This is a genomic window from Candidatus Abyssobacteria bacterium SURF_5 (assembly GCA_003598085.1).
Lineage (GTDB): Bacteria > Abyssobacteria > SURF-5 > SURF-5 > SURF-5 > SURF-5.
In genome coordinates this window covers 1-25,482 of sequence record QZKU01000087.1, presented here as the reverse complement: position 1 = coordinate 25,482, position 25,482 = coordinate 1, and the positions used below count along the sequence as shown (strand labels likewise).

Sequence of the window (25,482 nt, the reverse complement as noted above, 5' to 3'; positions counted from 1 at the left end):
TTTGCCGAAAGGTTGCTTTCACAACTCCTTTCTAGCAGAAGAGTTCGAAGATGTCCATTCATTTTTACTAAAGATCACCAACTAATTTGGAGAAGAACCGGAAAGTAAAACTGCCGGAACCACAAGCGCACCGGCGAACAACGCTGCCGCAGGAATATCAGGAGAAGGAATCTCTCCGTGTTCTTATCCTCGATGAAAACAACTGCGTCGTTTACGGAGAAGAGCAGCTTATGATGTGCTCCCTGGACTTTCAAGTCCCCAAATGGTGTTACGTTCCTCCTGAGCCTGTTTTTTCGGCGCCGCCAATTTCGTCGGGTGAGAACATCATCGTCGCGAGCCGATCCAAGTACTGGTTTGAAAAGTTAACCGAGGCGGAGTCGTTCATCGAAAAACAATTGTCAACCAGCGACTTCCGGTTCTTCTACGAAAGTGAAGCCAAAAAGCCGTTAACCTCCGCCGTGAGCGCGGTAGCGCTCGCGTCCGGCGCTCAAATCTGGACGACCAATTTCGAAAACCTCCTGGTGAGCGATCTCCTGACAGATGAGACCCAGGTGTATTTCGTCGCATATTCGTCCGATGAAGAGGCTGACTCCGTCTCAAAGGAGGGGCGGGATTGCGGCGGCGATATTCCATGTGAGCAGAAACCCTTCATAAGCCAGCTTTGGGCGCTGGAGTCGGCCACGGGAAAACCAAAATGGAAAGTCGAGGCGGAGGGCTATTTTTCCTGGCCGCCCCGATCGTCAAGCGAAGGAATCCTTTTTGCCACCTACCAATTCCTTTATCTGGTCTCTCCTGCAGGCGAAATCAAGTGGCAGTATCCGCTCAAGAACAATCGCGCCGTTGCAGTCGAACCCTACGAGGGCCTTCTCCTGATGGCGTTAAGCGACGGCCTCGTGAATTGCCTCTCTCTGACAACGGGTGAATTGAAATGGAGAACGAAAATAGGAGAGAAAGCCTCTAAAATCGTTGTTTCCGCCCCGATGGCTTTCGTCGGAGGTCTTGTTAGAAAAGAAATCGAGCCCACTCAGGTCATACCTACCAAACGATGGCAAGGATCGGAGGATTTGCTCAAGAACGGCCTGAAGAAACCGGAAATCGCCTACGAGGGCATCCTGTACGCGATCGACCTGGAAACCGGAGACGTGCGCTGGTCGATTCCAAAAATCAGCGGCGTCTTTCACTTCAGCCAAGCCTTTCTCTACACGCTCCGTCATGCTGAGCGAATTCAGATATATAACCCAAACGCCGAAACCGGCGAATTGTCAAGAACGATTTCACATCTGAGAGCGTTCGATGCGATGTCCGGCGAAAAGATATGGGAAAAAAATATAGATGGATATTGCACGGATATGCGAGTGACGGAAAATGCCATAATCGTCACCTCCGAACAAGGGGTCCATACCCCGGGCAGCTATCCGGATGTGGCTCCCATACGGCTCGTAGGAATATCTGTTGAGTGAAAAACAGGAAAAAAAGAGGCCAAAGAACAAGCTGAACGCGGAAGCAGCAGCCCCTCCGCACGATCGGATCACCAACGCCGTTACCGACCTCCTGCACAATATCCAGACAACCGCCGACTATAGATGCGTCAATCATCCGGCCCGGATTGCAACCGCGGTCTGCGAGTCCTGCGGCGCCGACTTGTGCGCCCGCTGCTATGTAATTCGGCGGAACAAAATCATGTGCGCCAAATGCATGACTTTTCGGGATGAGGTCCTTGCCGGCTCGCGGTTCGGCGGCCGGATTAAAAAACTGCTTATCCATCCGCTTACGCTGGCGGTAGTGCTGGCTGTCGTTCTTGCAAACATTCTGCTAACCTGCGGAAAAATTCAACGAAAAGGACTTTTGGGCGGAGGCCTTCCTGCAAACACGGCGGAAGCTGAAGAGCGGTTCCGGCTGGAAACAATCCTCTTTCTCCAGAAAGCGTACCGCATTGAAGAGTACGCGGACTCTCTTAAGGCACATGGCCGTTCTCTTGAAGCAACACAGGAATATGAGCGCGCCCGCCTCATTTTAGAATCAATGAAGGTGAGACATTCTGGCCGTTGGGAAGAACATGCAATAGCGCTTGCCTGCGCGCGTCTCCTTTCTAAGGCGGAGCAACAGCAGTCGGCCGTTGCCATCTACGAAAAGCTTGTTAATCTCTCCGGAGACGACAAAACCTTTCCCGTCATCGCCGAATTCCATCTGGCACAGCTTCTTGAAGACAGCCAACCCGACCAGGCACTGGCAATCTACAAACGCCTCGTGAAGGATGTGCGGTTCGTGCCAGAAACCTTCTCCCGATTCCTTAATGTCATGGCGCGCCCCGAAGGTCCCTACAATTATGAAACCCGCATCGCAAGTTATACCCGCACTAATTTCGACTTCGAGACGGTGGAATATGAAACGTTCTTGAAAATGGGACACCTCCTTATCTCGCTCAATCGGCATGGAGATGCCGAATACTGGCTTTGGCTCATAGTCGATGCAATTCCTGGTTCCCGAACGGCAGAAGAAGCCAGGCTCGAATTAAGACGAATTGAATCCGTTCAACGCGGGACGAGAAACGACGAGAGGCAAAACGAGGTAGAGGTAGAAAGAAAAGAGAAAGTGGAGATCATTCATTTTGAATGACATCCTCCGGCCCGGCGCTCGCTGCGTACCTCGACGGAGAGAATGCAATGCAGCAAACCGTAAAGAAAAAAGGCGTGAGCAATGATTTTGCCGTATAAAATCGAAACGGAGATAGAGAGATTTCCCCTCTTTACCTACCTCATCATTATCGCCAACGCCGCCGTTTTCGGGGTGCTGCTGTTCTATCCCGACCCGGTCCGGGAACTTATCTACTACGACTACGGCTTCATTCCCGAACGGTTTGATTCGCTTAGCCTGTTCACGTGCATGTTCATTCATAGCGGGTGGCTTCACGTTCTGGGAAACATGTACTTCCTCTGGTTGTTTGGACGCGCCGTTGAGCAGCGCTTTAAAACCCTGCCGTGCGCGCTCCTGTATTTCAGCAGCGGAATCGCCGGCGGATTGCTATACGCGGGTTTCACGCCTTCGTATGCCGCCGATATACCGTGCGTAGGCGCATCGGGCGCCATTGCCGGATTATTAGGCGCGTATGCGGCTTCATTTCCGGGTGATAAAGTGGATTGCCTTTACTTCTCGTTCATTCTGAGATATGGGACAAAGATAACGTTTCCAACGATTCTTTTCTTGGGATGGTGGTTCATACTGCAACTCATCAACGCCATGTGGTCGCCTCCGTTCTCCGGCGATTCGGCGATTGCCTTCTGGGCGCACATCGGCGGATTCGGATTCGGGGCAATTGTGCCATTGCTCCTTAGTTATTCAGCATCCGTTACCTCCAGTATACGGCGGCAAAAGGTTGTCGCCGCCCTCGATGAATACTCTGATTTTCTCGGTCAGAATAAGTTTGAAGAGGCTGCAAAGAAGCTGAAGGAGGCGCTGAAAGTCGACCCCCGCGACCCCCTCGTATTAATCGAATTTGGCAAAACAGAGATGCGGAGGAAAAGGGCGGATGAAGGAAGAAAATGGTTTGAGCGGGCGTTTGAGGCGGCGATCCGGAAAAAAGACGACGCCAAAGCGGTTTCTTCTTATCTCGCCCTCGCCGCAACGGGTGAAAACCGGCCCGATAACTCGCGCCGCCTCGTCATCGGACGCAGATTTGCCCGGCTGAAGAAATATGGCCACGCCCTCGGAATCATGGCCGACGCGTTCAGGCCGAGCGCCGAACCTCGCGGACTCGATTTGCTTCTGTACGAGATGGGCGACATTTTTGCCGGTCCACTCAACGACTATGGGCGCGCTCACGCCGCTTTCAGCCTCCTCAAAGAACTGTTCCCCCATTCGCCCCGCAGCCTGGACGCCGAATACCGGCTCCGGAAGCTGAGAGCGCAGGGAAAGGCCGTTTTCGGATAGCAGGTTCCTCCCCCCGCGGGCAACCTCAAAAAAAGGTTGCAATTACACGAAAATATGATAGAATAAAATCTGCTTCGACAGGAGCCGGCCCGGCGCGCGCCCCGATTTTCCCGCGATGGGCTGTCCCAAACATATCAAATCTATGAGCGAAGTTCGCTGGGTATCAAGTAAAAAGGAGGCTGTTACCATGGGTCTGCTCGATGGAAAAGTGGCCGTAGTAACGGGCGCCGGTCGTGGAATCGGCGCAGCGGCTGCGAAAATGTTTGGCGAACAGGGAGCAAGTGTAGTCGTATCCGATTTAGATAAGGGACCGGCCGGTGAAGTTGTGGATTCCATTAAGAAGGCCGGTGGCAAAGCGGTAGCCGTTGCCGGAAACGTGATGGAACAATCAACCAATGAAGCTCTGATCAAAGCCGCGCTGGATAACTTCAAGGGGCTGGATATTCTCGTGCCTTGCGCCGGCTTCTGCAACGACAAAGTCATACAGAAGATGGAACTTGAAGATTTCCGCCTGATGGAGCGGATCCACATGGAAGCTCCATGGATGCTGTGTAAATTGGCCTATCCTCACTTGAAAGAATTGAGCCAGGACGGTAAGTATCGCCGCGTCATCTTCGTCTCCTCTGAGGCGGGAACTCGTGGCAATTCCGGGCAGAGCAATTACGGAGCCGCAAAAAGCGGCGTTGTCGGTCTCATGCGGGTAATGGCCAAAGAATGGCTTCGCATTAAAGTCAATTGCAATGCCGTCGCTTATGGATTCGTCGAAACGCGTCTCACACAATCTACCAAGGGCGACCAGATCCTTGGCGCCAATATCGGTATTCCCGAGCAGATGCGCTCCATGGGTGAGCAGTTTATGGTCATGCGCGGGGGCCGGATTCTTACCCCCGAAGAGGCCGCCGGCGCTATTTTCTCGCTCGCGATCCCGCAGGCCGATGGAGTTAACGGACAAGTCCTCGAAGTCGATTCCGGGATCAGCCTCTAAGGCATGTGCTTCATTCTCCGGAACAAAGAAAGGTGGTACCAATGGCCGAAGAAGAAAAAGTCGAAAGCTATAGCATTGCGGGCCTAAAAATCGAAATAAAGAGCTTTGCCCGCGGGTGCACTCAGTGCGGCCGGTTTGGAATGGTGAAGGACAAAGATTACAACACCGAGCGCTGTATTCACTGCGGCACGCTCCAACCTCCTCGCCAGTAAAAGCAGTTCCAAACCTGAAGAATAAAAGGATAGGCGGCCTGAAGAGGTCGCCTGTCCTTTCTCCCGCCGCTGTCCCTCAGTCTCTCCTCTCTCTGAAAACTGAAGCAACTCCGGACTCCTCCAGAATAAGATCTTCATCTCTCAAGAGTGGAAATGCCTTGAGAAAAGTCCTCCGCTAATAGCATTTTTTCATAATCCTGATAATATTATTTTGATGGTCGCGCTATCTGAAAACCGATCTATCTGCCAAAATTGAACAGTGAGAGGATTGCTTCTTTACATCGTGATGGTCCTGTCTGCCGTCTGGTTTGTCACATTCAGACTGGCGGGACTCACTCAACCATCTACCACAGTTGCTGAAGCTGCGCAGTTTCGCCGGCAAACGGCTGATTCCGAAAGTTTCCCATTGATGGACCATTCTCACCGGCTCGAACCGGAAACGCAGCAACCGGAAAGAGCGATTGGCGCCGCTGCCAACCGAACAGATCATGTGACCGATCAAACAATCAGAAGAGATCCACAAATTGTGAAAAGGATCGCGCCTTTCCGCTATCTTTTGGGTGAAGAGCCCCTTGCTGAACCACGGCCATTCAAGATAATCTACGGCATCGCCTCCTGGTACGGCCCCCGCTTCCATGGACGAACGACTGCAAACGGGGAGAGATATGACATGTTTGCCTACACTGCGGCGCATCGAACACTGCCGTTCGGCACCAGTATTCGCGTAACCAACGTGCGCAATGGCCGCCAAACTGTCATCCGCATCAACGACCGGGGACCCTTTATCGACGGCCGCGAAATCGACCTCTCGTATCGAGCGGCACAAGTCCTCGATATGGTCGACACCGGCCTTGAACAGGTCCGCCTCGAGATTCAACGCTCAGGTGACGAATTCCCCCCTCGCTTCACGCTTCCCGCTAACCCACATTGATTCTCAAAAAGACGGCATAAATCGTACTCATTTGCAAACGATATTCGCCCCTTTTGCCTGCATGCCCTGCTCACCGCTTCTAAAGATAACCCTTTGACACGTAAAAGTTTATTACATTCGACAGACGCAAAGGGCCTCTCGGCATAATAAATGCTCTTCTCTCAGGGGGGAGAATACTGCTCGGATGCTGTACGGCCAAGAACACTTTCACGATGAAATTCCTGTTTCCCAAAACACTGTCCAAGCTCACATTGAATGACAGCCTCCTCGGCACCTTCGTTAGCCGGGGAAAGGCTTCATTGTGCGGCGGTTACAGAACCCTGGAAAAGGTGTGGAAGCGGCTTGAATTACACAGGATGAAGGTGCGCCCTGCTTGGTTAAGTTTCCTGAAAAAGGCGTTTCTCGCCTCAGCATGCATACTCTTTGCAGCGGGTGTTCTGTTATGGACACAGAGAAACGTTTACAAATTCGAGAGAGAGACTGTAGCAAGAGTAAACCAATACATGTTCGGCATCGCCGGAGAAAAGGCGCAGTGTATCGAACAATTCGTTCGCGATATGCAGGACTATCTGAGTCTTCTTGCCCGCAAACCTTTCAGCGGTGAGTTCAAGTCAGGAAAACCACTAGCCTATTACGACTATGTTGCCAGCGAGGCTTTACTGGATCACGTGGGAGGCAGAGTCGACTCGATTTATCGGCTTGATAAGACAGGAAAGGTGTTGCATCGGGTGCCCTATCTGAAGAGCGATATCGGAAAAGATTGGTCACAGATGCCGGAGGTCCAATACGTGCTGGACAAGCGGGAACCTCATGTGAGTCAGGTCCTTGAACTCTCTGCCGGAGAACCCGGCTTCTATCTCTATCACCCTGTTTTTGATGAGAAAAATTTCCTGGGCATACTTTGCATTTCGATCCCCTTGGCCTGCCTGAATGAATCCGCCTGCCGCGTCCAAACCGGAGCAGCCGATTCCACCTGGATCATAGATACTCAAGGCATTGTGATCTCCCATTCGAATACAGACCATATCGGCAAGAACATCATTGACATCGAATCCGGCAACTTCGAAAAATCTGATGGTAAAGACTTTCAGGATCTCGTTCAGAAGATGATTAACGGAGAAGAAGGTTTCGGAACCTACTATGCTGTCGGCGCCGGTGGCAAACCGGAAAAGGTGAGAAAAGCCGTCGCTTTCCTTCCCATCAGGCTTCACGACCAGCCGTGGTCTCTCGCCATGACCACCGATTACGAGCAAATAGCCGCTCCAGTGAGGAAAAATACCAGAAATAATTTTCTCGTGGCTTCACTGCTGATGCTGATTGGCGCCGTTGCAGGGTTAATCTTCTACAGAAATCAGAAGCGAAAGGCCGAACTCGAAGTCATCGCCCGCTCTGCTGAGGAACTGCGAATTTCGAACCTGAAACTCATCCATGAAATCGAGCAGCGTAACCAGGCCGAGAAGGCGCGTGAGGAAAGCGAGAGCAATTACCGATTACTGGCGGAAAACGTACTGGATATCATTTGGATAGCCGATCTCGATTTTCGGTTCACCTACATCAGTCCGTCCGTCAAACCCGTCCTGGGCCTTGACCCACAAGAGGTAATCGGACAGATAGTAGAGAAAATCCTGCCGCTGTGCCCCCTTAAAGCAATCAAAGAGATGCTGCCCAACGAGGCCGAATCCGACGTGCTTGATCAAAAGAAAACACGGATTCGGACTGTCGATGCGGAGCTCTATCGGAAGGATGGCTCTTCGATTTGGGCTGAAACAAAAATCAGTTTTCTCCATAATTCGCAAGGGGCTCTCGCGGGATTGATGGGCGTGACGCGCGACATCACCGAAAAAAAACAGCTTCAGCAGCAATTCTTGCAGGCGCAAAAAATGGAGAGTATCGGCACCCTGGCGGGTGGGATAGCGCACGATTTCAACAATCTCCTTGGCGGAATTCTCGGATATGCTTCATTGCTGAAAAGCAGGATCGGCTCGGCGCATGAAGTGTATCCCTATGCCGACACCATCGAGAAAAGTGCGAGCCGTGCGGCGGAGCTTACTGCACAACTGCTGGCCTTCGCTCGAGGCGGTAAATACGAACCGAAAGTCGTATCGATCAATGACATCGTGAACGAGACGCTGGAGATCATTGGCAGAACCTTCGATAAACTCATCCAGATCAAGATCCATCTCGATGAAGAGATCCCCACCGTCGAAGCTGACGTCGGGCAAATACAACAAGTTCTGGTGAATTTGTGCGTGAACGCCCGTGATGCAATGCCCGGCGGTGGAACACTCGCTATCAAGACAAAACGAGACCTGATGGCGCCGGAACATACGGCCAAACGTCCCGCGAAAAAGTCGATCCCCTCGGTCGTTTTATCCGTGTCAGATAGCGGATGCGGAATGGACGCGGCAACCATCGAGAGAATCTTTGAACCCTTCTTTACCACGAAGGAAAAAGGGAAAGGAACCGGGCTCGGCCTCTCTATGGTCTATGGGGTGATCAAAAATCATGGCGGACATGTCCGCGTGCGCAGCAAGCTCGGCAAGGGGTCGTGCTTCGAGATACACTTGCCCGCTAGCGGAAAAGAATTGACATCCACCGCGAGCGCTCCTCAGGAGGTCCGTGGCGGAAAAGAACTGATCCTCGTTGTCGACGACGAGGAAGTCGTACGCTCGCTCGCAAAAGATGTTCTCGAATCCTACGGATATAAAGTCCTTCTGGCACAGGACGGCGTCGAAGCCGTGGAGATGTTCAGAGAGCATGATGGAAGCATCGGCCTCGTGATCATCGATATGGTCATGCCGAAAATGGGAGGACGCGAGACGTTTCAGAGACTGAAAGAGATCAACCCCGGCGTCAAAGCCCTCCTTTCTACCGGGTATGGCCGAAATGGGGAGACCCGCGAGATCATGCGCGACGGCGTCAAGGGCTTGCTCCAAAAACCGTTTCACCTGGAGGAACTGCTCTTGAAAGTTCGCAAAGTCCTTGATGCGTAGCTGCACCTATGGCGCCCGATTCGAATCTGGCAGCTTTACGGCAGGAGGCAGCAATGGGCAGATTGACTCCACTTTTTCTCAGCTTGGTTTTAGCGGGTTTCCTTTTTTCCGCATGCGCGAGTCTTCTTGTCCGAAAACCGAAAACAATTGATGCTGCCGCCGATCCGATTTACCGATTGGATGCCGAGTTGAACGCCGTCGCACAAGCTGAACGGACCGGGAATGATTCTCTTGTGGTCAGATTTTCGAATGTGGCCCTGTTTGATGTCGATGAATATTCGCTTCGGGTTGGCGCTGAGCGAATGCTTGTAGACGTGGTGGAGGTCCTCAAAGCATTCCCCGACTATCTCGTGGTTGTCGAAGGACATACCGACAGCGAGGGCGAGGAAGGCTACAACCAATGGCTGTCCGAAAGAAGGTCGCGTCTTGTTGCTGATTTCCTGGTAAGTCACGGACTTGATCCATACTCTATCCAGGTCGTTGGATATGGGGAGTCACGCCCGTTGACACGCAATAATACTGCAGAAGGCAGGCGGCAAAACCGCAGGGTGGAACTTCACATCCGGCCGAAGCATGCTTCGGCCGGATATATTGCCGACTGAGCACCCTTCGCCTTTGCCCGAAACCTTCCCGAATTTCAATTAGTGACGCAGGATGATGAGCTTCGATATCCGCGCGTTTTCCTTGATCCTGACATCGGCCTGACAGACCTGGATGAGGGTGGAGAGCTTCTGCCCGGGATCCGTGACCAATAGAGTGTTGTGGGTGACCCCGCATTCGATCAGGCGCTCGTGCGGCTGAATAATTGCGAGGTGATGCGGAGGCAGCACCAATTCTTCGCCGTACTCCACAAGAAAATCACCGGCCGCCAGCAACCACCAGCCGTACTTGTCCTCCGGGCGCAGCTTCTTCGGCATCAGCGCCACCCTCTCACCCGGCACATATTCTGTCCCGCCAAAATCAATGCTGCCGGTGGTCGCGACCCGATAAAGAGACTTCACTGTCAGGTCGACACTTTCCGAATGAACCTGGATTTTCTCACTGATCAGGTTTTTGAGCTGACGGGCGACCTGGTCGCCTTCAAGAACGTCCATGTGAACCTCTCTTCCCGATTCGTTCTTCTCGCGAATCGCCGGTGGCTTCTACTCTGACCTCGGCTCCTTCACCCGCCTTCAATATCTCCGCAGCGTTGCCGTCTCGAATTCCAACTTCCAGGAAATTATAGCTGCCGAAAAACGCCACCGCCAGCCCGGGCGCCACTGCCGAATAGCTCTCACCTAATCCTTTGATGCAAGCCTCTCCCACTCTAATGACCAGCCGTCCCTCGTCAATACCGGCGAATGCCGCCGCCACTGATCCGCGATCTATATTTGATATCAGATTGCCGAACCTGTCCCGATATACGATTCGCCCCCTGATTCCGCGTCGCGGCTCAATCGCCGGCTCGGGCAGCGTAACATGTTTCATTGAACGCAGCTTCCGCCCCAGCTCCGCCAATGGAACCCCGCGCGAAAGATGCGCCGCAACCGGCGCAAAAATGTCCCTCCCATGAAACGTCTTGCTCCTGTCCTTCAGGAAATACGCCTCGTTGTCGAGGGACCGGATTTCTTTAATTCCCGCGCGAGAACACGCAATCGAGAGTATCCCGTTATCGGGACCAACAAAGAAGAAATCACCGGCCGCAACGCAGATAGCGCGGCGTTTGCCGCCCACGGTAGGATCGACGACCGCCAGATGAATGGCGCCCCCCGGAAAATAAACGTATGAAGAGGCGAGCAGAAAAGCGGCTTGATGCACATTCTGAGGCGCCACTTCGTGGCACAGATCAATCACCGACGCCTCCCGATTTATGCCCGCGATCACCCCTTTCATGACCCCAACATAAGCGTCCGCCAGTCCAAAATCGGTAAGAAGAGTAATGACACCGCCCGGCCGTTCCGATCTGTAAAAAGAACTCGAGGAGGAACACTTGCGCTGCAAATGTCCTCCTCGTCCAGGATTCATGTTTTCGCTCATCGCGCTTGAGAGACAGCAGTTACTCGTGCGCGACGCGGTTCAACTCATCGAGCAAGATATCAACATCGATGCCGTGCGAGCGCGCGCCTTCTTCAATGTATTCAAACGCAGACACGCTGCAACTGGTACATCTTAAACCGAACCGCTCAAAAACGGATATCGTTTTCGGATATCGTTTCACAACCTCTTCTATTTTCATGTTCTTCGTGATCTGTGGAGCGGATATCATGTATTCTCTCCCCCTCTCCACCTTTTATTCTATCTTCACGGGCTCGGTACGGCTATTTGACCGGCGAGAACGGGAGCAACTCCGAATCTCCCTCCGGCAAACTGGGGTTTCCGCACACCGTTACTGTCCGAATCAGGCGTCATCACATCGGCGACGCTGCCGAATTTCTCGCCGGTCGGCGTCAGTTCCGCCAACTGCATACCGTTTTGCTGCAACACGCTGATAAAGACGATCATGAATTTCCTGAGGACATCCTCGTCTTTTCTTGCCAAGACGACCTCACGCAGAGCGCCCAAGGTTGCACCCATATCCATCGGCGACAAGTGCGAGAGAGCGGCTTCTTCTTCCGAGCGATATATTTTGGCATCCGGCGACCACAGTTTCTCATTCATGAAGTTCAGCGCGCTCATCGCCGACTCCTGGTATTTCTGATCTTCAGTCACCGCATACGCGGCCAATAACCCTCGGATCGCCAGCGCCTGAGTAACAAGCTTTCGCGGATCCTCCGAATGAGCGCTCGTTTCCAGATTGTACTCATTGGCGAAGCCACCGTCCGGGAGCTGCAGATAATCGAACAGGAACTCCGCCTGGCGTTCCAGCATTTTCCGCGCACCCTGCCGTATCTCTTCATCATCATGGAACGCGGTGTAGGTGTTTTTCAATGCAACCAGAACCAGACCCGCATCAGCGGCGGCAATCGTCTTGCCTCGCTCGCCATTTGCCCAAGTGGACACGAACGTTTGGCGCACTGGATTATAGTGCATCGCAACGATGTTCTTCAGCACCACGCCCGACAGTCCCTTCGCGCTGTTGTGGGGCTCCGGCGGGAAAAGAGCTCCCTCGGCCGGCGAACCGAAAACCGCGTCCCAGTTATCCTCCACCTTCGGGTCCGAGAAATAATAAAACTCGCTCGCCCCCAGCAGCAGCGAGGCCTGATCAAACAACGTGCTCGTGGGATCAAGTACCGCATACGACTCAGGAATCGGAGGAGCGTCGTCCGGATAGGAAAGATCCACGGCTATCTGACGAGGATAATACAGCAGTTTCGCTTCATAGGAGAACGGGTTCACCTGTCCGAGCTTCTTGCCGTCAAAAGCGGCTTCCGAAATCAGAAAATGCATCTTGTTGACGGCCTCCGCAACCAAAAGCGCTCCAAGATATCCCTCGGTCGCATCGTTGCCAAGCAGGTTCTCCCCGTGCTTCGACCCAAAGAAATATTCCGCCCACAAAGTCTGATTGTAGAGCGCCTGCCCGAGTGCGCCCAGCGAGATCGTCTTGTCGAATTTCTGCGGATTCCAGCGCAACGTGCTGTAATCCTGGAAATTCGGCAGTTGCGTCAATTCGGGATCGCCCGAAGCGAACTCAGCGAACACCGGATATACCCCGGCAGGTGGAGAAGTCAGCCCCGTCCTCTCCTGGACTCGAGCAAGGAAACCGTCATAGAATTCCTTCGGCGAGATACCTTCTTCTTCTGATTGAAGGATGGTACGCCGGGACTGAAGCAAATGCAGCCCCATTCCCGATTCGAACTGCAATGCGCTCATTCCGTACCGCGAATACCAGAAGGAATCCTCTGAAGTAATGGTGACAAGATCCTTATCGGTTGGAAGACCTAATTGTGTTATCTTTTCAAAGAAGGGGACACCGCTGAGGAAAAGCTCGTTGGCGGCATATGCAGCCTTGGCCGTATTGAAACGCGCCTCCGAGACATTCGGGTTCATGCGAGAGGCCGGTTCCACAACAATTACGCTTTGACGGGTCTGCATCTGTTCCGGCAACAGGTCGGGCCGGCCGGAGGAAACTATTTTCCCTCTCGTATCAAGATAGCCGGTAATCGCGCGACCCTCTTCGGCCGAGACCCAGAACGGAGCTTTTGCCCTTTGCCTCGAAACTACTTTCTCCCAACTCTCAGTCGGATCAAACCGATTCAAAGCGCGATCCAGCGAATGGCAGATACCGCATTTTTCCTTGAACAGTGGCTCGCCGGCCGAGGAACTTTGCGCCAGCGCCGCAGGAACAGAAGTGAACAAGAACAGCAGCAAGCACATAAAGATCAAAGTACGCCTGCAAAAACCAAAGCCTGCATGATTATCCATTTCTTTTCCTTCCCCTTTTTGTTTCAGGTCACCCGTCACAGTTCCATCCCGCTCACCTAAACCGAGATGCGAAAAGAACCCGCTTAAAACTCCGCTCAGGCTGTCCCATTTCTTTCGGCGGACTCGCCCAGAAAAGCCTCGCCGTACCCATGTTCCCCGGCGGATGGAAGAGGTAGGACCCTATGTGCGGCATCATCCTATCACAGCGGTAAAAGAATTGTCAAGCCTCTTTTATGAAAACACTTACGCCTATTTCCGCTTCTGCTCCCCATCGACCAATTTCCGCGCCTCGTTCATGACGGTAACCGCATCATTATACGTCGGTATCTTCCCCGGATAGTATCCAAGCACTTCACCATCCGGCCCAAGGACAAAAAGGAAAGGAGTAAACGGAGCATCGAGATATTTGAGGATCGGCTGATCATACGCAAGCCAGACAGGATACGTGATGTCCGCACGCTTGACAATGTGGCTCACCATCTCTTCCTTGCCCCGGTCCAGCGACACCCCAATAACGGTGAAGTCATCGGAAGAATATTCCTTCTGCAGCCTGTTCAGGATCGGGATTTCCATGAGACACGGCGGACAATCGATTTTCCACAGGCTGAGAAATATGAGCTTGCCTTTATAATCGGAGATACTTGCTTGTTTCCCGTCAAGCGTCCTGGCGGTCGCGTCCCCTGGAATCTTGAATGTGTTCTGCGCCAGACCCTGCGCATGCGAAAAAACTATAACGAGAGCAACCACAAATAAAATTATGGATTGTCCGCGGAATTTCCAACACCTCAAGCTCATCCTCCCTTTGGTTTCGCCGAAAAGCCAATTCCCGCGTCCGCCGTGCCCCGGGCGGGGATGTTTCTTCATTTTAGCGTCATCGCTTAAAGATTTCAAGTATACTTGAACCGATCCACACCCTTATGATAGACTGCACCAAAAGCCGTTGATCAACCTGCAGAAATTCAACTTATGAACGTTTTCTTGCTGAAATTGATCCTCATCCTCACGGTCGCTGTCGTTGTCGGCGGCGCCACGTACATCGTTCTGACGATTCTCGAGGCCGCCCGTAAGGATCAAAAAAGCTGAGCTGGTCAGCGACACGAGTCGCCTTGTTCCAAATCTCCTCTATCGCTCGACAAGATCGGTTGAAAGATATCGTTCCCCCGTGTCCGGCAGGATCACCACGATGAGCTTGCCCGAATTCTCCGGCCGCCGGCCGACTTCAAGAGCGGCATGACAGGCGGCGCCCGAAGAGATTCCGCATAGAATACCTTCCTCAGACGCCAGACGACGAGCAGTGCGAATGGCGTCCTCTGTCTTCACCTGGATCACCTCATCAACCGCATTACGATTGAAAACATTCGGAATGAACCCGGCACCGATTCCCTGGATTTTGTGCGGGCCTGGTTTTCCGCCGGATAGTACGGGTGACTCGGCGGGTTCAACCGCAATTCGGCGGATACTTGCCTTCCGCTTCTTGAGAATTTCACCCACTCCGGTTATTGTTCCGCCTGTACCGACACCGGCTACAAAAATATCGATTTTGCCGTCCGTGTCCGACCATATTTCTTCCGCCGTGGTCTTGCGATGTATTTCCGGATTCGCCGGATTATTGAATTGCTGAGGCATGAATGACTTCTTGTTTTTGGCGACAATCCGCTCCGCCTCGGCGACCGCCCCCCGCATGCCGGCGGGACCGGGCGTCAACACGAGTTCCGCACCCAGCAGCTTCAGCAAGGTGCGTCGCTCCACGCTCATCGTCTCGGGCATTGTCAATATCAGCCGGTAGCCGCGGGCGGCGGCAACAAAAGCCAAAGCTATGCCCGTGTTGCCGCTCGTCGGTTCCACAATGACAGTATCCTTATCGATCAACCCCTGCGATTCTGCCGCATCGATCATTGCGACGCCGATTCGATCTTTCACGCTACTTAATGGATTGAATGATTCCAGCTTCGCCGCAATGGTCGCATCGATACCTCGTGACAATCGGTTGATCCGCACCAAGGGGGTGTTTCCGACGGTCTCAGTGATATCATCAAAGATTCGTCCCATTTCCCCTTCCTTCCTTCATGTAAGAACCACCTCCGGCCTGACCTCCCCTATTCCCACCGGACCGACAGTATCCGCACGCTTGCATTCTTCACTAATTCGGCGCTCGTTTTCAGCGGCGCAGTGAATGAACCGGATTCACCAGGCCTTAAAAACGAAACTCTGGCGCTCTCCAGTTCGAGCACTTCGCCCTGTTCATCAAAACTTTCAATCTCCAGCTCGACGGCTTTGGCAACCGTATCACTCTTGTTGATGACCGTTCCCTTCACCTGCACCTGATCCCCACCAAGTTGGACAACCTGAACGTTGAGCACTTCAATCTCTTGCTGGCGCTTCAGCTCCTCCAGCACCAGTTCCTTCTTGTCTTCAGGCAGATCTTCAACGTATTCCGGAATCTCGAATTCCTCGGACGTCTCGGGCTCTGTGCCCGCGGCAGATTGATTCTGCTGCTGGACCTCCTGACGAATTTGCTCCTGGCGTCTCGCTTCAGCCTCGCCCACCGAGATCCACTTGCCATCCACATTCAGGAGACCCTTGGCTTTTTGGTCGGCTTCAAATTTCTCTTCCGCCTCTCGCGCTTTCTTCCTCTGCTCCTCGAGCCGTTCTTTCTCCTCTTTCCACTTCATGCGCAGCTTTTCGTTTTCCTCCGCGTCCGAATATTCCACTCGCTCGATGTTCGCCTTCGAGATCGTAGCCACTTTGTCCTTTTCCCGAATCGTGATATGCGTCGCCGTTTCCTCTTCAATGATGCCGATTTTCGCCGACCCGCTCTTGAAAATGATAATGTCGGCGCTCGCGGCTGAAGAAAAGAGGAATACCAGCACCAGAAACATCGTACTTCTCATGAGTTGCCTCCTTATGTTATGATCGCTCCATCTTCATAACAGGTCTAACGCTTCAAGCTCGGACTGTTCCAAAACTACACGCTGCGCGTCTCGTACGTCGTCTCGCCAAGCCCGATTTGCTCGGCATAGGTGAATTGATGATGCCATTCCACTCCGTGTATCAAGCCGAATTTATCGGCCACCCCAAGTTTGTCCTCCGGGATTATCGTGTTGCAAAGCGACGGTTGGCGATTTATCAAATCGATCGAGGCCCGGTCGGCGGCCACGATATCATCCGACGCCACGATGCCGATATCCGGAACTATCGAAGCATCCGAGCGTCCGAGACAGTCGCAATCGGGAGAGATATCCATTAAAAAATTGATCGCGCCGATCTTGTCCTTCTTGTCTTTCGCAATAGCCCAGGCAAATTCAACCGTCTTCTCCTGCACCGATTGCGGGCCCCCGCTCCAACTGATTTTGATGGCTTCGTGCTGACAGGTGACCACGCATTCGCCGCAACCGATGCAGGACGCGGCGTTCAGAACCGATAACGCCTTGTCCCGCTCCGGCCGCCGCTCGAGCGACAGCGAGTCGGTCGGACACCATTTCACGCACAGACCGCATCCCTGGCATTTCTTCGCAATGATCTCGGGCTTCAGATCGGCATGCATCATCTGCTTGCCGCTCCTGGCGCCAAGTCCCATCCCGATATTCTTCATCGCTCCGCCAAAGCCGAAAAGAACGTGCCCTTTCACATGGGCCGCCGATATCAACGAGTCGGCATGATAGGCAGCCGATCCGACTTTCACCTTCTTGAAATACTTCCCGTTGATCTCAACCTCCACGTAATCCTTCCCGCGAAGCCCGTCGGCGATGACGATAGGGGCATTGACGCTCGCGTAATTGAAGCCGTGCTCCATCGCCAGATTGATATGATCGACGGCATTGGAGCGCAATCCCCGATACAAGGTATTCGCATCCGTCAAAAAAGGCTTCCCACCGGCTTCCCGAACAAGGTTCACGATCCGCCTGATATACAAAGGGCGTATGAAACCCGTATTGCCGCGCTCACCGAAATGGAGAGTGATGGCAACAAGTTCCCCTTTTTTGATATTCTTGAACACACTGAGCTCGGAACAAAGCCGCTCAAGCTTCTCCGGTAAACTGAGGTTCCGGGTCGTGCGCATGTCGCTGAAATATACGATACTCACTGGATTCCCCTTGTTGACATCAACGGTTGTAAAGACCGACGTATTTTATCATAATTTTACTTTGCTCGACAAAAAATCCTCAAGCTTACCGGCATGATTGATATTTCAAAGGACTCCATACTATACTGAAAAAGAAGCCGTGCTTCTCCGTTTACTATTAATGACATCGAAACAGCCGGAGCCGAAAAAAGGTGCCCTCCAAATTCTCCGCCGAGCGAACATCAGCCGATAATCCCGCAGAACGGCCGATTCGAGAACGGCAACTCGCGGCATACCATCGAGCCCTTCACTATATTAAAGGGTTCCGCGTGCTCGAGCTGGGCTGTGGCGAAGGAATTGGATCATATCTGCTGGCAGAGAAAGCAGCCTGTGTCGTCGCCGTCGACTATTCCGAGGAGGCGCTCTATTCCGCCCGCCTCCGGTATGGCGATCGCGGCATAGATTTTCGATTCATGAAAGTACCGCCCATCGATTTCCGAGAAGCATCTTTCGACGCGGTCATCTGCTTTCAGATGATTGAACACCTCGACACGCCGCAGAAACTCGTGGCGGAAGTGCAAAGGGTTCTCGTAAATGACGGCCTCGCGCTGTTCGCCACCGTCAACAAAGAGGAAAGCATCACGCAAAACCCCTACCACCTCCATGAATTCGGCGCCCACGAGCTGAAAGACCTCCTTCTTTCTCACTTCCCGCAAGTCGAGATGTACGGCGTTTTCGGGGATGAGCTCTTTGCGCGCTATTGGGAAAACAACCGCAAGTGGGCCGCTAACTTCATGCGACTGGATGTGTTCGGCCTTGCCAAACACCTCCCCCATAAACTGAAAGCGCCTCTTTTCGACGCCGCCAGCCGCCTCATGAGGACCCGCCTCGAACAGCACGACCCGCGCCTGTGCAGCACGATCACCTATAAAAATTTTGCCTTTCAAGCCGATTCTTTCGAGGGCTGCCTGGATTTTTTTGCCGTCTGTCAAAAATAGCCTTCGTCCTTACATGCCCCCCGATGTTACAATTTTGAATTTTGTCGGTTCAATTTTCGCACTTGCGCTCTTTCTCGGCTGATCCAGATAAGTACTTGCAATAAGTATATTTACGATATAAAAACAGATTTTCCGGCCCAATGGCATAATACGTGCACTTTCAAGCCAATGTCGATAACACTTATTGATTCCTTAACGACCTCGGGAGAGGAAATGCAAAAAAAGTGGAACATTCTGATAATTCCAAACACCTCCGATGAAGGCTACAATATCACGTTCACCGAGTCCGCCGTTAAAACGGGCCTCATCGGCCTCTGCCTTTTCTTGCTGGCGGGTTCCATCTTTTGCGCCGCCTCAATGCATGCCTGGAAAAAAGGCAATCGAAAACAGGTGATCGAATTAAAGAATGAACTTGTTCAACAGGGATCAGAATTGTCATCCCTGAAAAGCGAGTATGCCACTATCATCCTCCTGGAAGAGAAACTGCGGACAATCGCAGGACTGAAACCGCGCCATCCGCAGTTGGCCGAAGCCGCCGCAGGCGGACAGGGAGGACCTGAAACAGAAGAGATGAATCTTTATGAGCCTCAAGACGAGGCGATGCGCTTTCTAGCCGACTTGAAACAAATACCGACGGATAGGCTTCATCAGGCTTTCGTGGATACAAAAGATAGTTTTGCTGAAATTCTGGAAGCGTTCGAGAAAGAGCAAGACCGCCTTTCCAATGTGCCCTCAATCAACCCGGTTTCTCATCCCGATGCGTGGATATCGTCCTCATTCGGATATCGAAGGGATCCCATCAACGGTAAGCGAAGCTTCCACGACGGACTTGATATCGTAGCGCCCAGAAAAACCCCCGTCATCGCGCCTGCCGAAGGAGTGGTCACTTTCGCCGGTTGGCGCGAAGGGCTGGGCAGGGCAATCGAAATTCAGCACGGCTATGGTTATCGCACAATCTACGGCCACAATGACAAGGTCGTTGTCAAGAAAGGCGACTACGTCAAGCGCGGCGACACCATTGCTCTCCTCGGCAGCAGCGGCCGAAGCACCGGGCCCCACCTGCATTACGAGATCCGTCTCGCGGACAAACTCGTGAATCCGTATAAGTACGTCATCGAGTAAGTACATCTCTCCTCTTTATTTCACAAGCCGCGGTGTCATCATCCGTTTTCCCCGTTTTTCAGTTGATTTTTCTCTTGGAAACTGAGAGAATGAACTCCCGCACCATGTCCTCCTGGAGGGAAAGGATGGACCTTTATTACAGGCAACTGCGAAAGATCCTCATTTTCTGCCTTTTTGCCGGAACGCTGACACATGCCCCCTTCCCTGCTGTCGCCCAAACGCGGATCGGAAATATTATCCTCAAAAACGGAAGAACAATCGGAAATGTCGAAATCCTCGAAGAAAGGGACGACCGCATCCTGATTCAGAAAAGCGACGGTCAAAAATGGCTGTCGCTCGCGTTGATTGAAAAAATAGAAGTAATGGAAGAACTCCCCGCGTGGAAGAAACCCGGCACAAATCCCGTTTGGCTGAACCTGTGGAAAACAGAAGAGGGGTCCGTTGCAGATGTGCAGGTCGTGTCCGAGGAGGGAGAGCAATGGAATCAAGTCTCCACAAGATTTTTCCAACTCCACTTCAAGGATTCGGCCGACCGCGAACAAATCCTGAAATTGGCTGCACTCCAGGACAACGTGTTTCGGTTCCTCAGTGAGCGCACGCGACGGGAGATACCTTATCCCATCAAAGTCTACCTCACGCCCGATGACGCCGGGGCACGCTGCGACTTCGATACCATGTCAATCTATATGACTGAAAGAAATCAGCTCGACGGTTTCCTCTCGCTGTACATGCATGAAGCCACCCACCTGTTCAATAAGGGAAGAACGCAGAACTGGTGGTCGGGCGAGTTCATGTGCATCTATCATCATGAGCGCTCCTCCCGCAGGGAAAACGGCGTCTGGAGATTTTACCGGACGGCTGCTGAAAGAGATACGACTCCATGGAATCAGATTGCTGATATCGACCGAGACAAGCTCACCGGCGAATTATGGGACACCAGATTGCGCAAGGCGGCGGGCATCTATTTCTTTATTGAAGAGGCTTACGGAGTCGAAAAGCTGGTGGAGTTCTGGGACAGAAATTGCGATGCTTCCGCGAATGCAAACATTCAAAATGTCTTTGCCGCCGTCCTCTCTAAAGATATAGAACTGCTGCAGAAAGAATATCAGCGCTTCTATAAACTCGATGGATATGGACGGGGTTTGACGGAAAGCGGGCGTCCCGCTCTATTGGAAGATATAATTGCGGAACTTGCCTCACCTGAATTCGAAGGACGCAAGGCCGGAGGCCGCGGATGTGACGGCGCGGCAGAATTTATTACTGAATTCTTCCATGATTATGGCCTGAAACCGCTCCAGGCCGATAACTCTTTCCTCCAGCCCTTTGAATTGCCGTTTGCTGAGTTCGGTGGCAGTTCCTTCTCCCTCGCAAACGGAAAAAATTATGTTGCCTACGAGGACTATCGCCCTTTGGCCGGCGATCAAGGCAGCCTTGTCCGCGCGCCGATCATTTTCATCGGATATGGCATTTCAAGACCGGATTATGATGAATATGCGGTCGATGTGACCGGGAAAATCGTCTTGGTCCTCGAGGGTGCGCCAGATGGATCGGAATTTCCGATCGGCGCCAAAATACAGGAGGCCGCTGCACATGGGGCCGCGGGTTTTCTCTTGATTGATTCACTCGAGCCAACGGGCGAATTACAGCAAAAGTTTGTAAACCCGCTCAGTGCGAGCATTCCCGCCTTTCATATAGCCCGCGAGATCGGGAACGAAATATTGTCCGCGTCTTTCATGAACGTTGACGGCGCCAAGAAACGAATCATGCGGAAACGAGGGCCTTATACATTCGAAACCGGCGTTTCCGCAGCAATGAGCGTGGCCGTGAATCGGAATCCGAAGGCGACCTCTTCAAACGTTGTAGGAATCCTGCGAGGTGAAGAAGACGTTGAACCATCTGACTACTACATCGTGTGCGCTCATTATGACGGCCAGGGAAAGCGTGAAGGAAGTGGATATTTTCCGGGCGCCAATGACAATGCGTCAGGTGTTGCTGCGCTCATCGGGATAGCACAGGCCCTCCAAAGGAAAGCACATGCTCTGGATTTCTCCGTCCTCTTTGCCGCCTGGAGCGGAGAAGAAGCCGGAAGCAAAGGGGCGGATTACTTCTGCCAAAATTCGCCGATCCCCCTTGACCGCGTCCGCGGCGTGCTCTATCTCGATATGGTCGGAGCAGGTTCGGGCAAAATGGTACGCATTCAGGCGTCCGACGAAAGCCATCCACTTTTTATCAGCGCAGAAAAGGCCGCAAAAAAACTGCATCTGACCATCGAGCCGCATACGCAAAAACCGTCTTCTGTCGCTTTTCCTTTCGTACAGCGGAGAATCCCGACAATATCTCTTACCACAGATAACAGGTTTAAGCACACTGAAGACGACATCGTTGAAAAAATGAGCTTCGAAGCATTGGAAAATGTCGTGGATCTCGTTGTTCAGATGCTGATGAACCAGGCAGCTCCCGCATCTCCACAAGACATCCAAGTCGCTCGCCCCTTTGTTCCCCCCACAGTTGCACCTGTTGCTCCCCCCGCCGTTCCTCCCGCCGGCTCGCGGCAAGCGGTTGTCGTGGATTATTCTCCTCACGCTCTGCAATCAGGAAGAAACTTCAACGGCATCTTCGTCGGCGATCCCCGCTGTACGAAGGACTTTATTACGTCCAAGCTCGGAAACCCGGTGGAGGAAACGGAGCACTGGCTGAATTATCGGCCCTCCTTCGGCCTCGACTTCTATCTGGAAAACCACCTCATGGAGATCCGGCTTAATCACGGCTTTAGGGGAGAGATCGATTCACGGATCTCAATGGCGTCTTCGCGCACCGACGTATTTGAAGTGTACGGCTGGCCCGTACGCGAACAAGTCGTGAATGATTTCCTCTCACTCGACCGCGAGCACCGGGAGTTGCACACGAGCGGTAACAGAAGTCTTATTTTTTACCGGAATAAAGGCCTGCTCTTCTGGTTTACTGAAGAAAGCATCGATCAGATTGTCATCCTGCGGAAGCGCTGAAGGGACCCGCGTCTCTTGCCTGCGTCAGTACAGCCTCTGCCGGTATGTTGAAATTCCCGTAAAAGTACAGTATATTTAGGTTGATAGGAAGAGCATATCTCTTAAACACGTTCCTCTCTTTACACAGCAGTTGATTTGCCGCAGGTCACTTTTCACCCGCTTAAAAAGGACTACCCGTTGAATATAAAAAATATTAGGAGATTCGCGAAGCCGGCGCTGCGAGTCGGCATCGGTTTGATTTCCCTCTTCCTGGTCGCCGCGCTATCCCTTTGGTTATTCTTTCCGCGCGAGCGCGTGAAGGCCGCGGTGATACAGGAACTTTCAAATCGACTGAATCAGGATGTCACCGTCGAAGACATCTCCGTCGGCTTTTATCCCGATGTCGAACTCGTCGCAAAAGGAGTCAGGATAAAAGACCGCGACTCCGGAACCGAGTTGATCTCGATGAAGAGAGTCTACCTCGATGTCAGCATCTTTCAGCTCCTTCAGCGCAATGTGATGCTCGAGGATATCGTCGTCACTTCGCCGGAACTCCACCTGGTCCGCGAGCCGGAAGGACAATGGAATACGCAAAAAGCCTTCAAGAAAATGAAAGGCTCCGGCCAACGAATAGAAACGACCGAACAAATCAAAATCAGCCCTATACGCATCCGCAACGGCTCAATCAGAATCAGTTCGCCCGCGGCTGAGCTTTTGATCGAAGATATAAATGCAACATACGATATCGCCGGCCGCCAGATGCTCATCGCATCGGCAAAGATACAATTACCGTTTCTCTCCGCGCATGCGACAGGAACCATCAGCGAACTTGCCACGCCCGATCCTGTCCTTGCTCTTAACGCGGAGGGCGTTCTGATGAGTGAGGGCCCCCTTGCGCGGCTGAAACCTCGCGATGCAGACACCATTCAGCCGGTTGCGGAATTTCACCTCGAGGCGTCCGGCAAAAGCAGAAACGTTCTGCTGAGTGCCGCCTTTTCATGCAATCCTGAGCTGACGAACGGGGCGCAGACCACGGGTACTCTGACGGGAACACTACGGCCTTCGGAGGGTTTATTGCAAATATCCAGTCTAAATGCTTCGATAGGAAAGAGCTCTGTATCCCTCGCAGGCTTGTGCTCCAGAATCTGGTCGAAAGAAAGAGAGGCGCATTTCTCGGGCAAAGCATTCTGGGCGGTAAAGGAATTTATGGCGGCAACAAAGATGCGCCCAGCTTCCTCATTCGAACCCGAAGGGACCATCGAAGCCGCGCTCAACATTACGGCCACCATGAAGCAGGTCGAATTGCAGTCCGACATGGACTTGCTCAACGCCGGTCTCACTATCCCGCGCCTGATGCGTAAAGAACCCGGCGCCCCCGCGCGCCTGAAAATCGACGCCGTTTTCACTCCCCCAGGTGAACTCGTGATCAACGACTTTAATTTCGCTGTCGGTAATGGCAATGTAACAGGGGAAGCAAGGTTTAACCCGTCGACCGAGCCATGGCTGGATGCGTCGCTCGAAACCGGCGACTTTCCCCTTGAGCAACTGGACTTGGTTCCTGCGATCTCCTTTGAGGACGGAAAGCTGGCTATGCAGGCAACAATAAGGGAAAATCAGCCGGCCTCACAGAAGATCGCCTTTAAAAGCGAGGGATCCGTCGAAAAAGCGCAACTCTCCGCCAAATTTCTGGCTCAACCGGTTCGCGATCTGGATGCTTCCTTTGCCCTCACCGAAAGCAAAGCAGCAGTGAACGCATCGACTTTTTCTTTGGGGAACTCCACTTACCATGCCGCCGCGGAGATCGCCGACCTCGATGAGAGACACCTTACCGGCTCGCTGAGAACCTCAGTGCTGGATCTCAACGAGATAATTGCGCTCATCTCAAAGAGAGATGACGAGACCTCGAATCACAACAGCTCTGCTCCCTCCAGCAACCTCTCGCTGGAATTGCTCGTCGAGGCGGACTCGGTATACGCGGGCACAGCGACCACCGGACCTATCTCCACCACATGGACGTATTCAACCGGCCGGCACAGTTTTGATCCTCTCATGCTCTCGTCGTTCGGCGGAACAATTGAAGGAAGATTTGATGTCGACACCACTGGCGGCGTCCCCGCCTGGAAAGCAGATGTCTCCGGGCGCGAGATGAAGCTGGAGCAGCTCGCCGCTCTGTTCAATCCGGAAAAGACAGCAGTAACGGGCAGCGTTCATTTGAACGGAGCATTATCGGGCAATGCCGCCCGTGACGTGGACACTTTCCTGAGCAGCGTGAACGGAACCGTAGACGTCAATGCGACCGACGGCCAAATCAAGCAATACGCGATGCTGAAGAATATTTTCCTCTTGATGCAGGTCCCCCTCGGCACCATGCTCATTCCCGGCATAAGGGAAACGATAATCGCGAATACGCTCATAGACGCAATCAGAACAGGCGGCCGCTCATTGGACCCCACGAATATCACCTATGATAAAATTGAAGGCTCCTTCACCCTGACAAATGGGATTGCTCATTCAGACGACCTGCGCCTCGAGACAGGCGTTGCGCACCTTTTGTTCAGCGGAGACGTCGATCTCCCACAGAGCCAACTGGATATGACCGTCAGAGCCACACCGCTCGGATCAATCGGCTCGATCATGGGCAAAATACCTATTGCCGGCGATCAGCTGCAGAAGGCGAAGGACACCGTCTTCTCCACCGATTTCATCGTCCGGGGACCGCTCTCCGATCCCAGCGTCAAATTCGCCGCGGCGGAAAAACTGCTGGGAAAAGACCAGGATTGACTCGCTGCTGCGCTGGAACGCCTACTTGCCTGCTCCATCGCCCCGCCTCCCAGCGATTCCGCAAACCGGGTGGGGAATTCCCACATAAGTTCTTGAGTTGCCTTAAGTAATCCCACCAGCAGATTTCTTGAGCAAAGTCGCGATC

At 52.9% G+C, this 25,482-nt stretch carries 19 protein-coding genes; 11 read left to right on the top strand and 8 right to left on the bottom strand.

Annotation, left to right across the window (positions count from 1 at the left end):
- The first annotated feature begins 86 nt into the window (after positions 1 to 86).
- From C4520_12680 to C4520_12650, 7 genes are all read left to right on the top strand, one after another.
- Positions 87 to 1,460, top strand: a complete 1,374-nt coding sequence (locus C4520_12680) for a hypothetical protein (protein RJP19594.1) — start codon at positions 87 to 89, stop codon at positions 1,458 to 1,460.
- The gene (locus tag C4520_12675) at positions 1,453 to 2,616 is read left to right on the top strand and encodes a hypothetical protein (protein ID RJP19593.1); all 1,164 of its coding nucleotides are present in this window, start codon (positions 1,453 to 1,455) and stop codon (positions 2,614 to 2,616) included. The genes C4520_12680 and C4520_12675 overlap by 8 nt, the downstream gene beginning before the upstream one ends.
- Positions 2,617 to 2,697: 81 nt before the next feature.
- Complete coding sequence (locus tag C4520_12670; protein RJP19592.1) at positions 2,698 to 3,927, top strand: rhomboid family intramembrane serine protease; 1,230 nt, start codon at positions 2,698 to 2,700, stop codon at positions 3,925 to 3,927.
- A gap of 187 nt (positions 3,928 to 4,114) precedes the next feature.
- The gene (locus C4520_12665) at positions 4,115 to 4,912 is read left to right on the top strand and encodes an SDR family oxidoreductase (protein ID RJP19591.1); all 798 of its coding nucleotides are present in this window, start codon (positions 4,115 to 4,117) and stop codon (positions 4,910 to 4,912) included.
- A 498-nt stretch (positions 4,913 to 5,410) separates the two neighbouring features.
- Positions 5,411 to 6,055, top strand: coding sequence for a septal ring lytic transglycosylase RlpA family protein (locus tag C4520_12660; GenBank protein RJP19590.1), 645 nt, complete (start codon positions 5,411 to 5,413; stop codon positions 6,053 to 6,055).
- Positions 6,056 to 6,267: 212 nt separating this feature from the next.
- Positions 6,268 to 9,048 (top strand): response regulator, encoded by a 2,781-nt coding sequence (locus C4520_12655; GenBank protein RJP19589.1) that lies wholly within the window; start codon positions 6,268 to 6,270, stop codon positions 9,046 to 9,048.
- 8 nt (positions 9,049 to 9,056) lie between these two features.
- The gene (locus C4520_12650; GenBank protein RJP19588.1) at positions 9,057 to 9,650 is read left to right on the top strand and encodes an OmpA family protein; all 594 of its coding nucleotides are present in this window, start codon (positions 9,057 to 9,059) and stop codon (positions 9,648 to 9,650) included.
- Between the two features lie 39 nt (positions 9,651 to 9,689).
- Here the strand turns inward: C4520_12650 and C4520_12645 are convergent, their stop codons facing one another.
- The 8 genes from C4520_12645 to C4520_12610 form a co-directional block, all read right to left on the bottom strand.
- Positions 9,690 to 10,142 carry a hypothetical protein gene (locus C4520_12645; GenBank protein RJP19587.1) on the bottom strand — a complete coding sequence of 151 codons (453 nt, stop codon included), beginning with the start codon at positions 10,140 to 10,142 and terminating at the stop codon, positions 9,690 to 9,692.
- Entirely contained in the window at positions 10,129 to 11,064 is a 936-nt protein-coding gene (locus C4520_12640; GenBank protein ID RJP19586.1) for a hypothetical protein, read from the bottom strand. The genes C4520_12645 and C4520_12640 overlap by 14 nt, the downstream gene beginning before the upstream one ends.
- A 19-nt stretch (positions 11,065 to 11,083) precedes the next feature.
- A complete protein-coding gene (locus C4520_12635; GenBank protein RJP19585.1) occupies positions 11,084 to 11,293 on the bottom strand; it encodes a DUF1858 domain-containing protein in 210 nt (69 codons plus the stop codon).
- A gap of 35 nt (positions 11,294 to 11,328) precedes the next feature.
- Positions 11,329 to 13,389 (bottom strand): hypothetical protein, encoded by a 2,061-nt coding sequence (locus C4520_12630; protein ID RJP19584.1) that lies wholly within the window; start codon positions 13,387 to 13,389, stop codon positions 11,329 to 11,331.
- A gap of 249 nt (positions 13,390 to 13,638) precedes the next feature.
- Entirely contained in the window at positions 13,639 to 14,253 is a 615-nt protein-coding gene (locus C4520_12625; protein ID RJP19583.1) for a TlpA family protein disulfide reductase, read from the bottom strand.
- Between the two features lie 258 nt (positions 14,254 to 14,511).
- Positions 14,512 to 15,438: a cysteine synthase A gene (cysK, locus tag C4520_12620; GenBank protein ID RJP19582.1), complete on the bottom strand. Its 927-nt coding sequence runs from the start codon at positions 15,436 to 15,438 to the stop codon at positions 14,512 to 14,514.
- A gap of 47 nt (positions 15,439 to 15,485) precedes the next feature.
- Positions 15,486 to 16,280, bottom strand: coding sequence for a hypothetical protein (locus tag C4520_12615; GenBank protein ID RJP19581.1), 795 nt, complete (start codon positions 16,278 to 16,280; stop codon positions 15,486 to 15,488).
- Between the two features lie 74 nt (positions 16,281 to 16,354).
- Positions 16,355 to 17,449: a DUF362 domain-containing protein gene (locus C4520_12610; protein RJP19595.1), complete on the bottom strand. Its 1,095-nt coding sequence runs from the start codon at positions 17,447 to 17,449 to the stop codon at positions 16,355 to 16,357.
- 215 nt (positions 17,450 to 17,664) lie between these two features.
- Between C4520_12610 and C4520_12605 the strand changes: the two genes are divergently transcribed.
- The 4 genes from C4520_12605 (at position 17,665) to C4520_12590 (ending at position 25,337) form a co-directional block, all read left to right on the top strand.
- A complete protein-coding gene (locus tag C4520_12605; protein RJP19580.1) occupies positions 17,665 to 18,450 on the top strand; it encodes a class I SAM-dependent methyltransferase in 786 nt (261 codons plus the stop codon).
- A gap of 168 nt (positions 18,451 to 18,618) precedes the next feature.
- Complete coding sequence (locus C4520_12600; GenBank protein ID RJP19579.1) at positions 18,619 to 19,572, top strand: M23 family metallopeptidase; 954 nt, start codon at positions 18,619 to 18,621, stop codon at positions 19,570 to 19,572.
- An 89-nt stretch (positions 19,573 to 19,661) separates the two neighbouring features.
- Positions 19,662 to 22,577, top strand: coding sequence for a M20/M25/M40 family metallo-hydrolase (locus tag C4520_12595; GenBank protein RJP19578.1), 2,916 nt, complete (start codon positions 19,662 to 19,664; stop codon positions 22,575 to 22,577).
- A 135-nt stretch (positions 22,578 to 22,712) separates the two neighbouring features.
- A complete protein-coding gene (locus tag C4520_12590; protein ID RJP19577.1) occupies positions 22,713 to 25,337 on the top strand; it encodes an AsmA family protein in 2,625 nt (874 codons plus the stop codon).
- The last annotated feature ends 145 nt before the right edge of the window (positions 25,338 to 25,482 follow it).

Excerpts from the sequence above, each read along its gene's own strand:
- C4520_12670 (RJP19592.1), top strand. The coding sequence starts at position 2,698 with ATGATTTTGCCGTATAAAATCGAAACGGAGATAGAGAGATTTCCCCTC.
- C4520_12665 (RJP19591.1), top strand. The coding sequence starts at position 4,115 with ATGGGTCTGCTCGATGGAAAAGTGGCCGTAGTAACGGGCGCCGGTCGT.
- C4520_12660 (RJP19590.1), top strand. The coding sequence starts at position 5,411 with ATGGTCCTGTCTGCCGTCTGGTTTGTCACATTCAGACTGGCGGGACTC.
- C4520_12655 (RJP19589.1), top strand. The coding sequence starts at position 6,268 with ATGAAATTCCTGTTTCCCAAAACACTGTCCAAGCTCACATTGAATGAC.
- C4520_12650 (RJP19588.1), top strand. The coding sequence starts at position 9,057 with ATGGCGCCCGATTCGAATCTGGCAGCTTTACGGCAGGAGGCAGCAATG.
- C4520_12645 (RJP19587.1), bottom strand. The coding sequence starts at position 10,142 with ATGGACGTTCTTGAAGGCGACCAGGTCGCCCGTCAGCTCAAAAACCTG.
- C4520_12640 (RJP19586.1), bottom strand. The coding sequence starts at position 11,064 with ATGAGCGAAAACATGAATCCTGGACGAGGAGGACATTTGCAGCGCAAG.
- C4520_12635 (RJP19585.1), bottom strand. The coding sequence starts at position 11,293 with ATGATATCCGCTCCACAGATCACGAAGAACATGAAAATAGAAGAGGTT.
- C4520_12630 (RJP19584.1), bottom strand. The coding sequence starts at position 13,389 with ATGGATAATCATGCAGGCTTTGGTTTTTGCAGGCGTACTTTGATCTTT.
- C4520_12625 (RJP19583.1), bottom strand. The coding sequence starts at position 14,253 with ATGAAGAAACATCCCCGCCCGGGGCACGGCGGACGCGGGAATTGGCTT.
- cysK (RJP19582.1), bottom strand. The coding sequence starts at position 15,438 with ATGGGACGAATCTTTGATGATATCACTGAGACCGTCGGAAACACCCCC.
- C4520_12615 (RJP19581.1), bottom strand. The coding sequence starts at position 16,280 with ATGAGAAGTACGATGTTTCTGGTGCTGGTATTCCTCTTTTCTTCAGCC.
- C4520_12610 (RJP19595.1), bottom strand. The coding sequence starts at position 17,449 with ATGCGCACGACCCGGAACCTCAGTTTACCGGAGAAGCTTGAGCGGCTT.
- C4520_12600 (RJP19579.1), top strand. The coding sequence starts at position 18,619 with ATGTCGATAACACTTATTGATTCCTTAACGACCTCGGGAGAGGAAATG.
- C4520_12595 (RJP19578.1), top strand. The coding sequence starts at position 19,662 with ATGAACTCCCGCACCATGTCCTCCTGGAGGGAAAGGATGGACCTTTAT.